The sequence below is a fragment of the Alistipes dispar genome (assembly GCF_006542685.1).
Taxonomy (GTDB): Bacteria; Bacteroidota; Bacteroidia; order Bacteroidales; family Rikenellaceae; genus Alistipes; species Alistipes dispar.
This window is the reverse complement of the sequence record NZ_AP019736.1, coordinates 1350613-1363266: the sequence shown is the minus strand read 5'-3', so window position 1 is coordinate 1363266 and position 12654 is coordinate 1350613. Positions and strand designations below refer to the sequence as shown.

The following is a 12654-nucleotide window of genomic DNA, read 5'->3' as shown; positions in this document are numbered from 1 at the left end:
TAGAGTTGTTAGCGAAAACAAAATTAGGTTCGCCACACCCCTCCGAATGACACGAATCGTTCAAATCGTAGCAAAATCTATTCACGGTGCGTTTGCCGGGACTTTCGGTTCGGCCGGCCCGTGCATGTGCGGTCTGTTGATAATGAGAGACATACTCCGGAGCAATCGGACCGGAATGGTCCGCGTATGCGATTCGGAACTGCGGAAGACGACAGCCGGGTTGCCGGATCCGGAATGCGGAGCGGATGTATCGGACATGCCCTTTGCCGGAGAACCCCGTTCCGCGGGGATCAGCCGTTTTTCTTTTTCGTGATCCGCCCGAGGTGTTCCCGGAGTTGTTCGCTGAACTCCTCGCGGCGGTGCTTGAGGTTGGCGCGCCACCCCTGCCAGCGGGTGTAACGCATCCGTTTCTCGGGGTAGATGTCGCGGATCGTGACCAGAATGCCGGTCTCCTCCACACCGCCGAAGTCGGGATTTTGCACCGTGTCGAAAACCCGCATCGTGGGCGAGAGGTTCATGTAGGCATTGATGAGCGGCGGGATGTTCTCGTCGAACTCCCGGATTTTCTGGAGCAGGATGCGGTAGTTTTCCATGTAGGTCTCGCCGCAGAACAGCTCCTCGTAATAGGGGTCGTCCAGGTCGAGCGTCAGCGGATGGATGCCCTCGACCAGTCCTTCGCGGTCGGGGAAGTAGCGGCGGAGGAACCAGATGAGCGCGTTGCGCGCCACGGACTTGTAGGAGGTGTACATGGTGACCTTGCCGAAGAGGTACTTCGCCCGCGGGTTGAGGACGATCAGCGCCCCCAGTCCGTCCCAGAGGTTGTCCAGCGCGTAGATGCTCTTCGAATTGCCGCGCGCCTGGTAGGAGGGCTGGACGAACGAGCGGCCCAGCTCGATGGTCCGCGGCAGGTATTTGCGGCGGAACCGGTCGCTGAAGCGGAAATAGTGCTCGGTGGAGAGGTGGCGGGGCCGTTCCGAGGTGCAGATGATGAAGCGGTAGCCGCCGACGATCTCTTCGGCCGCGGGATCCCAGACGATCAACTGGTAGTAGCCGTCGCCGGCCAGGTCCTCTTCGTCGATGTCCACCTCGCGGCCCGTGCCGCCGCCTGCGCCCCGGAACGCCATTTCGCGCAGACGCCCCACCTCGCGCATCAGCGCGGGGCACTCCCCGGCGGCGAAGATGTAGATTTCGTTGCCGGCCTTGTGCGTGTCGCGCACCTTCCTGTCGGGCGTCAGCTCGGCACGCAGCAGGTCCCGGTTTACGGGCGGCAGGATCGGTTCGGGCTCTTTCAGTCGCATAACGGGAACAAAAGTACCAATTTTAGCGGGTTTTCGCGCCCCCGGCGAGCTTGTTTTCCAGAAAATACGTCTTTTTGCGTACTTCTTCCGTCTGTTCGCGCAGGGAGCCGCAGTGTTGCAGTTCGGCCACGGGGATCGGGTCGCCTACCGCGATGCGGAAGTGTTTCCCCTTTTGGGAGAACATTTCGTCGGGAAGCCAGAGCATTTCGATGTTGAACCGGATGCCCAGCGCCTTGCGGAAGCGGTCCACGTTGTAGAAGAAGTCCGACAGCCGCCCCTCGACGAAGACCGGAACGATCTGCCGCTGCGAGGCGTAGGCCTTTTTCAGGAAGCTGGTCTTCCATTCGGGATCGGCGATGCGGCCGTCGATGCGGCGCGAGCAGAGTCCTGCGGGGAAGGTGAGGATCGGCAGCTCGCCGAACAGGGCCTCGTCGAAACGCCGGGCGCAGGCCGCATTCTGCGCGCCGTGCTTGTTCACCGGAATCCAGAGCGGACGCAGCGGTTCGACGTGCATCAGCAGGTCGTTCACCACCACGCGCACGTCGCCGAAGCGGTCGATGAGCTTGTCGGCCAGCATCATGCCGTCCATGCCGCCGAACGGATGGTTCGAGACGAACAGGTAGCGCCCCGCGGGGTCGATGCGTTCGAGCCCCTCGATCGAATAGGTGACCTGCCACTGGCGGAAGCAGGCGCGGATGAACTCCTGCGGCGGCAGCGACCAGTAGTGTTCGAGAATGTGGTTGATCTCCCGCTCGTGGATCGTGCGGCGCAGCCAGTTCACGGCGAAACGGGGTATCCAGCGGGCCGCCGCCGGGGCTTTCTCGGCGAGTACGGCTCCGATGTCTATTTCGGGCATGGGTATGTTCGGAAAATTATATCCACAAATATAGGCATTCTTTTTCGAAAAATCCCTAACTTTACACCCAAATAGACTTTCGAGAACGAAGATTATGCCGCAATACCATACGCCGGTCCTGCTGGAAGAGTCTGTGGACCTGCTCGATATACGTCCCGACGGGACCTACGCCGACCTGACGTTCGGCGGAGGCGGCCATTCGCGCCGCATTCTCGAGCGGCTGGGGCCTGCGGGGCGGCTCTACGCCTTCGATCAGGACCGCGACACGCTGGCCAACCGTCCCGACGACGGGCGGTTCTGCTACGTGGAGAGCAACTTCCGCTTTCTGCGCGGAGCGTTGCGCTGCCGCGGGGTCCGGGAGGTGGACGGCATTCTGGCCGATCTGGGCGTCTCGTCGCACCATTTCGACGCCGTGGAGCGCGGTTTCTCGTTCCGCGGGGACGCGCCGCTCGACATGCGCATGAACCAGCGGGGGCGGCTCACGGCGGCGGACGTGGTGAACGGCTACTCCGCGGAGGAGCTGACGCGTCTGCTGGGCGACTGGGGCGAGCTGGAGACGCCGTGGAAGGTGGCCTCGTGCCTCGTCCGGGCGCGTGAGGCGGAGCCGGTACGCACGACCGCGCAGCTCGTGGCGGCCGTCGCGCCCTGCACGCCCCGCAAGGACGGGACGAAGTTCCTCACCAAACTCTTCCAGGCCCTGCGGATCGAGGTGAACGGAGAAATGGAGGCCCTGCGCATGGCCCTGGAGCAGAGCCTTCGGGTGCTGCGTCCCGGCGGGCGGCTGGTGGTGATCTCCTACCACTCGCTCGAAGACCGGCTGGTGAAGAACTTCCTGCGCAGCGGCGACTTCTCGGGGCGGGTCGCCAAGGATTTCTACGGCCGGCCGCAGGTCCCCTTCGAACCGGTCACGCGCAAGGCCGTGACCCCTTCGGCCGCGGAGCTGGAGCGCAATCCCCGGTCCCGTTCGGCGAAGCTCCGCGCCGCCGCAAAACGTTGATGCAGCCATGTACCGCGATCACGAATTCGATCCCGTGACTCCCGAGGAGGAGGCGCGCCGTGCCGAGGAGGAGGAGTTCGCCCGCCGCGTGCGGCGCGAGGTGCGCCGCATGGAGCGCGGCGAGGCCGACGAGGACATCCGTGCCGACGAGGAGCGCGAAGCCGAGGAGCGGGCCGAGGAGGAGGAACGCGCGCGCAGGGAGCGCCGCCTCCGGAGCAGCACCTTCTGGCAGCTCTTTTCGGGCACGATCCTCCTGCGCGAGGGTATCTCGAAATACTACCCCTACATGCTGACCATCGCCGGCATGTTTTTCCTGAGTATCGTGGTGATGTTCTGGTCGCTGCACCTCGACATGCGCTATTCGCGCCTCGAACGCGAGGTGCAGATCCTGCGCGAACGGTCGATCCGGCTGCAGGAGCAGCGCTACCGCCGCACCACCCATTCGGCGATCCTCGAGGAGCTGCACCGCCGGGGCATCGACCTCTACGACCCGCTCGCCCCGGGTGAAATCATCGAAAACTGACACCGAGAATGAAGCCGGAGCGATCGAAGATCAAAAGCGACATTCTGCTGCGGGTGAGGCTCCTCTACGTGCTCTTCATCCTCGCCGGGGGCGTCGTGCTCGTCCGTCTGGTGTGGGTGCAGCTCTTCAGCGCGGAGGTGGCCTACAACGCCGACCGCCTTTCGAGCCGCATCTTCACCGAGGAGGTGATTCCCGCCCAGCGCGGCAGCATCCTCTCGCGCGACGGCGAGCCGCTGGCCACCTCGATCTTCCGTTACCAGGCCGCCTTCGACTTCGCCTCGCCGGGGCTGGATTCGCTCAGGACCTTCCGCGAGCAGGCCGATTCGCTCTCGAAGCTGCTCGCCGCCTTCTTCGGGGACCGTCCCGCCTCGGAGTACGCCCGGATGTTCCGCGAGGAGCATGCCCGGCGCTACCGGCTGGTCAATCCGCGCGACACGCAGTATCTCCGTTCGGAGGGGTGGCTGTCGCGGATGCTCGACCGCCTGCGCGGCGAGGAGTACGTCACGCGGCGGATTTACGACACGATCCGCGACCATACGCCCGTCGCTGTCTTTCCCCGCGAGGTGGACTACGCCGAGTGGGAGGTGCTGCGGCGCTATCCGCTGCTGAACTGGAATATGGGCATGGTTTACCGCCTGGTCGAACGCGACGAACGCATCTATCCGCAGGGCGAGCTGGCGCGGCGGACCATCGGTCTGACGGGCGACAAGGGCAATTACGGCATCGAGGAGGCCTACCGTGCCGAGCTGGCGGGCCGCGACGGACGGGCCGTGCGGCAGCGTATCGCGCGCGGATTCTACGGCCGTGTGGCGGGAGCCGGGCACGAGGACCCGGAGGACGGGTACGACGTGGTGACGACCCTCGATCTCGACTTGCAGGACGTGGCCGACAAGGCGCTGCGGCGGCAGCTCGAGCGGCAGAACGCTCTGTGGGGCACGACCATCGTGATGGAGACCCGCACGGGCGAGATCCTGGCGCTGGCCAACCTCGGGCGCAATGCCGACGGGAGCTTCGCCGAGCGGGAGAACTACGCCCTGAGCCGCAGCATGGAGCCGGGATCGACCTTCAAGCTGGCGACGATGCTCACGCTGCTCGACGACGCGCGGATGCCCGTGACGACCGTTTACGACACCCACAACGGCGATCCGGTGAAGATCGGCCCGGCGCGCAACATCCGCGACTCGCACCGCGGCGACCGCGAAATCGACTTCCGCCGCGCCGTGGCCTCGTCGTCGAACGTCTATTTCGCCGAGGCGGTCTGGGACCGTTACGGCATCACGGGGCGGAAGCAGCGGTACAGCGACTACCTGCGCGACGAGCTGCATCTGGGCGAGACCGTCGGACTGGAGCGGCTCGGCGAACGCGCCCCGTCGATCACCTCCGACTGGAAGGTGCCCGACCCGGGCGTCATGCTGGTGAAGATGGCTTACGGCTACCGTGTGCGCCTGACTCCGATCCAGATGATCACGTTCTACAACGCCGTGGCCAACGAGGGGCGGATGATTTCGCCCGTGCTGGTGCGGGAGCTGCGCCGGGGCGACCGCGTGGAGGAGCGTTTCGAGAGCCGGACGATCTCCTCGTCTGTCTGTTCGCGGCAGACGCTGCGCATCGTCCGCGAGTGTTTGCAGGCGGTCTGCACCGAGGGCACGGCCAGCGCCTTCTTCCGCGATACGACGCGCGTGAGGGTGGCGGCCAAGACCGGCACGGCCCAGATTACCGACGCCCGCAGCCGCGAAGGGCGCTACTACCTGGGGTCGATGGTGGCTTTCTTCCCGGCCGATGCGCCGCGCTATACGGTGCTGACCACGATCGAGACCCGGGCGCAGGCGGGCAAGGCCTACTACGGCGGGCCGCTGGCGGGCCCCGTCGTCAAGCGCATGGTCGATTACATTTACAACCGCGGCCACGACTGGTACGGCCGGGTCGGCGGCGACGGTCCGCGCCGCTATCCCGAGCGGGTGAAGGGCGGCGACATCGCCCAGATCCGCCGCGTGGCCGACCGCCTCTCGCCCCGCGCCTCGTTCGACAGCCGCACGGGCTGGGGCCGCGCCGCGGTGGACAGCCTCTCGAACGTGGCGATCACGAGCCTGCCGGACGACCGGGGCGTGATGCCCGACGTGCGCGGCATGGGGCTGAAGGACGCGCTGTTCGTGCTCGAGAGCCGCGGGCTGAGGGTCCGCTTCTCGGGGCAGGGAGCCGTCGTGCGGCAGAGTATCGCCGCCGGGACCCGCATCCGGCCGGGCGCGGCGGTCGTCATAACGTTGGACTGAGATGAAAAGACTGAAGGATATTTTGGAAGGGACGCCCGTCGGGGCGTTGTACGGCGATCCGGAGATCGCCGTGGGAGGACTCGCGTTCGATTCGCGCGCCGTGCGAGCGGGCGACTGTTTCTTCGCCGTGCCGGGAACGCAGGCCGACGGCCACGACTTCATTCCGGCGGCCGTCGGACGGGGCGCCGCGGCGGTGGTTTGCGAGCGGATGCCCTCCGAGCCGGCTGCCGGGGTGACCTACGTGTGCGTCGGCGATGCGGCCGGGGCGCTGGCCGACATGGCCGCGGCATTCTACGGCCATCCGAGCCGCGAGCTGAAGCTGGTGGGCGTCACCGGCACGAACGGCAAGACGACGACCGCCACGCTGCTCTACGACCTGGTGCGGGCGCTGGGCTACCGCGCGGGGCTGATCTCGACGGTGGTCTATCGGATCGACGGCCGCGAAATCGGGGCGACGCACACGACGCCCGACCCGATCCGCCTGAACGCCATGATGCGCGAGATGGCCGACGCCGGGTGCGAATTCTGCTTCATGGAGTGCTCCTCGCACGCCATCGTGCAGGAGCGCACGCGGGGGCTCGTCTTCGCGGGCGGTATCTTCTCGAATCTGACGCACGACCACCTCGACTACCACAAGACCTTCGCCGAATACATCCGGGCGAAGAAGCGCTTCTTCGACGGCCTGCCCGCGGGGGCCTTCGCGCTGACGAACGCCGACGACCGCAACGGCCGCGTCATGGTGCAGAACACCGTGGCGAGGGTGAGCACCTATTCGCTGCGGTCGATGGCCGATTTCCGCTGCCGGATCGTCGAGACGCACCTCGACGGGATGCTGCTGCGCATCGACGGCGCGGAGGTGTGGGTCGGACTGCTCGGACGGTTCAACGCCTACAACCTGCTGGCCGTTTACGGTGCGGCGTCGCTGCTGGGGCTCGACCGCGGGGAGGTGCTGCGCACGCTTTCGGCGCTGCACCCCGTGAGCGGCCGGTTCGAGGTGATCCGTGCGGAGAACGGGACCGTCGCGGTGGTGGACTACGCCCATACGCCCGATGCGCTGGAGAACGTGCTGCGGACGATCGGCGAGCTGCGCACCCCTGCGCAGCAGTTGTTCGCGGTGTGCGGCTGCGGCGGCGACCGCGACCGCACGAAACGGCCCGAGATGGCGCAGATCGCCGTGAAATACGCCTCGACGGCCATCTTCACTTCGGACAATCCCCGCCACGAGTCGCCCGAGGCGATTCTCGACGAGATGACGGCCGGACTCGACCCCTCGGTGCGCTACCTGCGCATCGCCGACCGGGCGGAGGCGATCCGCACGGCCGTGATGCTCTCGCGGCCCGGCGACATCCTCCTCGTCGCGGGCAAGGGGCACGAGACCTACCAGATCGTCGGCGACGAGAAACGGCATTTCGACGACCGCGAGGAGGTCCGCCGCGCCTTCGCCGCCCTTTCGAAACCGGAAAAACGCAACTGACACCATGCTGTATCATCTTTTCAAATACCTCGACGAGGTTTACGACCTGCCCGGATCGGGCATGTTCCAGTACATTTCGTTCCGCGCGGCGGCGGCGGTGATCCTTTCGCTGCTCATCGTCATCATCTTCGGGCGGCGGATCATCGACTTTCTGCGCCGCAAGCAGATCGGCGAGGAGATCCGCGACCTGGGGCTCGAGGGGCAGCTCCAGAAGCGGGGCACGCCGACGATGGGCGGCGTGATCATCCTCGTCGCCATCCTCGTCCCGACGCTGCTGCTGGGCAAGCTGGACAACGTTTACGTGCAACTGATGCTGGTCTCGACCGTCTGGCTGGGGCTGATCGGCGGATTGGACGACTACATCAAGGTGTTCCGCCACCGCAAGGAGGGCCTCAAGGGGCGCTTCAAGATCGTGGGACAGGTCGGGCTGGGCGTCATCGTCGGGACGACCATGTGGCTCTCGCCCGAGATCGTCGTGCGCGAGAAGTCCACGCGGCCCGTGGAGACGGTCTATCTCGACGAGGAGGGGCGTGCGGTGCAGAGCGTGCGGCAGACGGTGGTGCTCAGTTCCGAATCGGTCAAGACCACGCAGACGACCATTCCCTTCATCAAGGACAACGAGTTCGACTACGGCTGGCTCACCGGAGGCAACGGAACGGCCACGTGGCTGCTCTACGTGCTGGTGGCGATCTTCGTGGTGACGGCCGTGTCGAACGGCGCGAACCTGACGGACGGCCTCGACGGGCTGGCCACGGGCGTATCGGTCCCGATCGTTGCCGTGCTGGGGGTGCTGGCCTACCTCTCGGGCCACATCGTTTACGCCGACTACCTCAATATCATGTATATCCCGCAGAGCGGCGAACTGGTGGTCTTCGCCGCGGCGCTGGTCGGGGCGCTGGTCGGCTTCCTCTGGTACAACTCCTTCCCGGCGCAGATCTTCATGGGCGACACGGGCTCGCTCTCGATCGGCGGCGTGATCGCCGTCTTCGCGCTCTGCATCCGCAAGGAGCTGCTGCTGCCGCTGCTGTGCGGGGTTTTCCTCGTGGAGAGCTTCTCGGTGATGATGCAGGTGGGATGGTTCAAGTACACCAGGCGCCGCTACGGCGAGGGGCGCCGCATCCTGCTCATGTCGCCCGTACACCACCACTACCAGAAGCGGGGCATCTTCGAGACGAAGATCGTCACGCGGTTCTGGATCATTTCGCTGCTGCTGGCGGCCATAACGCTGGTGACGCTGAAGATACGATAAGCAATCGGGCCGTCCGCCGGGGCCGCAGGGCGCTTCCGGGACGGCCGGAAAATAAAGAACGGAATCATGCAGAAGAAATTCATCGTCGTTTTGGGCGGCGGAATCAGCGGCTACGGCTCCGCGATCCTCGCCAAGAAGAAGGGGTTCGGGGTCTTCCTGTCGGACTCGGGCCGTATCGCCGACCGCTACCGCGAGCGGCTCGACGAGTGGGGGGTTCCCTACGAGCAGGGCGGCCACACCGAAGAGCGCATCCTCGCGGCGTCGGAGGTCGTCAAGTCGCCCGGGATTCCCGAGACGGCGCCCATCGTGCGGCGTATCCGCGAGGCGGGTATTCCGGTGATTTCCGAGATGGAGTTCGCGGGCCGCTACATCGGCCGGGCGCGCTGCATCTGCATCACGGGGTCGAACGGCAAGACCACCACCACGTCGCTCATCTACAAGATCATGCGCGACGCAGGGTTGAACGTGGCGCTCGGGGGCAACATCGGCGAGAGCTTCGCCTATTCGGTCGCCACGGGCGATTACGACTGGTATGTGCTGGAGCTCAGTTCCTTCCAGCTCGACGGCATGTACCGCTTCCGCGCCCATATCGGGGTGCTGATGAACATCACGCCCGACCACCTGGACCGCTATGACCATTGCTTTCAGAACTATGCGGACTCGAAGATGCGCATCGTGCGGAACATGACCTCGCGCGACTGGTTCGTCTATTCGGGCGACGACGAGGTGATCTGGCGGCAGTTGCCGCGCTACGACCTGCGCATGAAACAACTGCCCTTCGCCGCGAAGAACGCCGTGGCGAGCGGCGCGGGCGACGCCTTCCTCTGCGACGGACGCTTCACGGCCGCGGCCGGGAAAAGCTCCGTGGAGATCGACACCGCGAAGCTGCGGATCAAGGGGCTGCACAACGCCTACAACGCCATGGCCGCGGCGCTGGCGACCCTCGCGGCGGGCGTCGCCCCGGCGCGGATCCGCCGCTCGCTCTACGAATTCGCCCCGGTCGAACACCGGCTCGAACCGGTGGCCGAGAAGGGCGGCGTGTTGTGGATCAACGACTCGAAGGCCACGAACGTCGATTCGGTCTACTACGCGCTGGAGAGCATGAAGCGGCCCGTGGTGTGGATCGCCGGAGGCACGGACAAGGGCAACGATTACGGGCCGCTGAAGGCGTTCGCCCGCGAGAAGGTGCACACGCTCGTCTGCATGGGGCTGGACAACGCCAAGCTCCTGAGCGAATTTGCGGGGGTGGTTCCCGAGGTGATTCCGACCTCTTCGCTCGACGGGGCGATGACGGCGGCGAAGGCCGCGGCCCGGGAGGGCGACGCGGTGCTGCTGTCGCCCGCCTGCGCGAGCTTCGACCTGTTCCGCAACTACGAGGACCGCGGCGAACGTTTCAAGCGCTGGGTGAACGAAAATGCCTGACGACATGGAGCGGGAGGAATACGGATACGACGAACGGACGGCGGCGGAAACGGCCCGCGATGCCGCGCCGCGCCGCCGGGGCGCCCCGGCGGAGACGCCGCCGGGAGGGCGCCGCGGTGCTGCGGGCGACTCCGGACCCGCTGCGGACGATACCGGTGCGGCCGGCGGAGGTGCGGCGCGGCTCGACCTCTTCACGGGCGACCGCGTGCTGTGGATCATCGTCGCCGCGCTGGCGGTGATCTCCGTGCTGGTGGTCTATTCCTCGACGGCCAAGATGGCCTACGACGCGCACACGGCCCGCACGACGGCGCACTTCCTGCGCCAGCAGCTGATGATCCTCGCGGCGAGCCTCGTGGTGATGTTCGCCGTGCAGAAGATCAACTGCCGCATCTACAACTACTTCGCCCGCCCCGTCTATTTCCTCTCGGTGCTGCTGACCGTCGCCGTCTATTTCATCGGCTCGACGACCAACGGCGCAGCGCGCTGGATTCCGCTCGGGCCCTTCCAGTTCCAGCCGTCGGAGGCGCTGAAGGTCGCCACGGTGCTGTTCCTCGCGCAGCAGCTGGCCGGGAGGCAGTCGAAGATCGACAAGATCCGCATCGTCCCCACGTGGCGGTTCTGGACCTGGCGCTCGTCGCCCGCGCAGCGGAAAATCTGGCGCGAGGGGACATGGCCGATTCTCATGCCCGTCGCGGTGTCGTGTCTGGTGATCTTCCCGGCGCACACCTCGTCGGCCGTGCTGGTGGCCATGGCCTCTTGGGTGATGATGCTCATCGGACGGGTGCGTTTCGGCGAGCTGATGAAGCTCGTGGGATGGGGCGTCGCGGCCATCGCGGTGGTCATGACGCTCAACCTCGGACGCAGCGAGACGGCCGAAGGGCGCGTCTCGACGTGGATTCACCTCTGGACCTCGTCGCAGGTCGATAAGCCGATCGAGCACCTCACGGACACCGAACGTTCGATGATCGCCATTCACAACGGCGGAATCTTGGGCGAAGGGGCCGGACAGAGCGCCATGCGCGTGGAGATGATCCACCCCGAGAGCGACTACGCCTATGCCTTCTTCGTCGAGGAGTACGGGCTGCTGCTGGCCGTGGTGCTGCTGATGCTCTACCTGTGGATTTTCTTCCGCGCCATCGAGATCTTCCGGCGCTGCGGCACGGCCTTTCCGGGGCTGCTGGTGCTGGGGCTGGCGCTGCTCATCACCTGCCAGGCGCTGCTGCACGTCATGGTGACGGTGAATCTGATTCCCGAGACGGGCCAGACCCTGCCGCTCATCTCGCGCGGCGGCTCCTCGACCCTCTTCACGACCATCGCGCTGGGGATGATCCTGAGCGTCAGCCGTCAAAACGACGAGCAGTCGCACGACAGACCCCGCGCCGAGACGCTCTACGAGCGGTAACGGGTCCGCGGACGGCGGCAACCCGGCAGACAACGGAAATTGAGATCGCATAGTTTTCGGTTATGGACGACATTCGTTTGGACAAATACCTTTGGGCCGTGCGGGTTTTCAAGACCCGCAGCGATGCGGCGGACGCCATCCGCACCAACAAGGTGACGGTGAACGGCTCCTTCGCCAAGCCCTCGCGCGAAGTGAAGATCGGCGACCTGATCGCCGTGCGCAAACGGCAGGTGACCTATTCGTACAAGGTGCTCGGGCTGGTGTCGAGCCGCCAGGGGGCCAGAAACGTTCCGGATTACTGCCTCGACGTCACGCCGCAGGAGGAGCTGGCGAAGCTCGACGTGCCGCGCGAGACGATCTTCGTCTTCCGCGACCGCGGTACGGGCCGCCCCACCAAGAAGGAGCGGCGCGAGCTGGATACGCTCATGGACGAAGTATTTTACGACGACGGGGAGGACGAGTAGCCGGACCCGCTTCCCGTCCCCGGGGGCGTTTCCTTGCTTTTCGGGCGGAGTGCGCTTCCCGGAGGGGTTGTTTTTCCTGTTTCTTGGGGGCTTTCCGGAGAGTGTTTTCCCCGCTTTCCGGGGTTCGCTTCTTCCGGACCTGTTCTCCGGTGGGTTTCCGGCCGCATTTTTCGAAAAAAAGACGGACTCTTTAAGAGTCCGTCTTTCGGTTGAGTGAGGATCGCTCCGGATTACAGAATCCGCCGGAATCCGTCGGGGAGCGTGCCGGAACGCACCTGGGGAGCGTCGAGCACCTCCTCGGGAATGGGGGTTCTGGTATAGACGCTCACTTCGGCGCCCTCCGTGGCGCTGGTCATCGTCAGGGTGTCGCCGTTGTCGCTCAGTTCGAAGGTGTAGTCCGTGCTCCACGCCACGCCGTCGCTGTAACGGCCCGAAAGGCGCGAATCCGACGCGGCGAAACGGCCGGAATACCGGACGTAGGCCGAAGTCTCCACCTTCTGGAAGATGTCGAATTTCCCGTCGGCCCCGAATTGGACATAGACGTCGAAATCGGCCGGCGTTTCGTGGTTCCACGACGTGAGATGCCACTCGCCCACCACGCCTTTGTCGGAGATGGCAGGTCCGTCGTCGTCGTTCGAGCATCCGGCGCAGAATACGAGCAGCGCGGCTGCAAACAGGGAATAGATATGCTTTTTCATT

General features: G+C 65.5%; 11 protein-coding genes. 8 read left to right on the top strand and 3 right to left on the bottom strand.

Features of this window, described 5'->3' with window-relative positions; translation table 11 throughout:
* Window positions 1-290: 290 nt before the first annotated feature.
* Both FME97_RS05895 and FME97_RS05890 read right to left on the bottom strand, forming a co-directional pair.
* Window positions 291-1298 (bottom strand): GNAT family N-acetyltransferase, encoded by a 1008-nt coding sequence (locus tag FME97_RS05895; RefSeq protein WP_141428325.1) that lies wholly within the window; start codon window positions 1296-1298, stop codon window positions 291-293.
* Between the two features lie 22 nt (window positions 1299-1320).
* On the bottom strand, window positions 1321-2154 hold the full coding sequence (locus FME97_RS05890) for an acyltransferase (RefSeq protein ID WP_141428324.1): 834 nt from the start codon (window positions 2152-2154) through the stop codon (window positions 1321-1323).
* A 94-nt stretch (window positions 2155-2248) separates the two neighbouring features.
* On the opposite strand from FME97_RS05890, the gene rsmH reads away from it, so the two are divergent.
* From rsmH to FME97_RS05850, 8 genes are all read left to right on the top strand, one after another.
* Window positions 2249-3151 carry a 16S rRNA (cytosine(1402)-N(4))-methyltransferase RsmH gene (rsmH, locus tag FME97_RS05885; protein ID WP_141428323.1) on the top strand — a complete coding sequence of 301 codons (903 nt, stop codon included), beginning with the start codon at window positions 2249-2251 and terminating at the stop codon, window positions 3149-3151.
* 7 nt (window positions 3152-3158) lie between these two features.
* A complete protein-coding gene (locus tag FME97_RS05880; RefSeq protein WP_141428322.1) occupies window positions 3159-3674 on the top strand; it encodes a hypothetical protein in 516 nt (171 codons plus the stop codon).
* Window positions 3675-3682: 8 nt separating this feature from the next.
* The gene (locus FME97_RS05875; RefSeq protein ID WP_141428321.1) at window positions 3683-5944 is read left to right on the top strand and encodes a penicillin-binding protein; all 2262 of its coding nucleotides are present in this window, start codon (window positions 3683-3685) and stop codon (window positions 5942-5944) included.
* A gap of 1 nt (window position 5945) precedes the next feature.
* Window positions 5946-7418 (top strand): UDP-N-acetylmuramoyl-L-alanyl-D-glutamate--2,6-diaminopimelate ligase, encoded by a 1473-nt coding sequence (locus FME97_RS05870; RefSeq protein WP_141428320.1) that lies wholly within the window; start codon window positions 5946-5948, stop codon window positions 7416-7418.
* A 4-nt stretch (window positions 7419-7422) separates the two neighbouring features.
* Complete coding sequence (mraY, locus tag FME97_RS05865; RefSeq protein ID WP_141428319.1) at window positions 7423-8667, top strand: phospho-N-acetylmuramoyl-pentapeptide-transferase; 1245 nt, start codon at window positions 7423-7425, stop codon at window positions 8665-8667.
* Window positions 8668-8733: 66 nt separating this feature from the next.
* The gene (gene murD / locus FME97_RS05860; RefSeq protein ID WP_141428318.1) at window positions 8734-10089 is read left to right on the top strand and encodes a UDP-N-acetylmuramoyl-L-alanine--D-glutamate ligase; all 1356 of its coding nucleotides are present in this window, start codon (window positions 8734-8736) and stop codon (window positions 10087-10089) included.
* Window positions 10090-10093: 4 nt separating this feature from the next.
* Complete coding sequence (locus tag FME97_RS05855) at window positions 10094-11491, top strand: FtsW/RodA/SpoVE family cell cycle protein (protein WP_141428317.1); 1398 nt, start codon at window positions 10094-10096, stop codon at window positions 11489-11491.
* 62 nt (window positions 11492-11553) lie between these two features.
* Window positions 11554-11955 (top strand): RNA-binding S4 domain-containing protein, encoded by a 402-nt coding sequence (locus tag FME97_RS05850; RefSeq protein WP_141428316.1) that lies wholly within the window; start codon window positions 11554-11556, stop codon window positions 11953-11955.
* A gap of 230 nt (window positions 11956-12185) precedes the next feature.
* Here FME97_RS05850 and FME97_RS05845 read toward each other — a convergent pair whose 3' ends face one another.
* Window positions 12186-12653, bottom strand: coding sequence for a lipocalin-like domain-containing protein (locus FME97_RS05845; RefSeq protein WP_141428315.1), 468 nt, complete (start codon window positions 12651-12653; stop codon window positions 12186-12188).
* Window position 12654 lies beyond the last annotated feature (1 nt).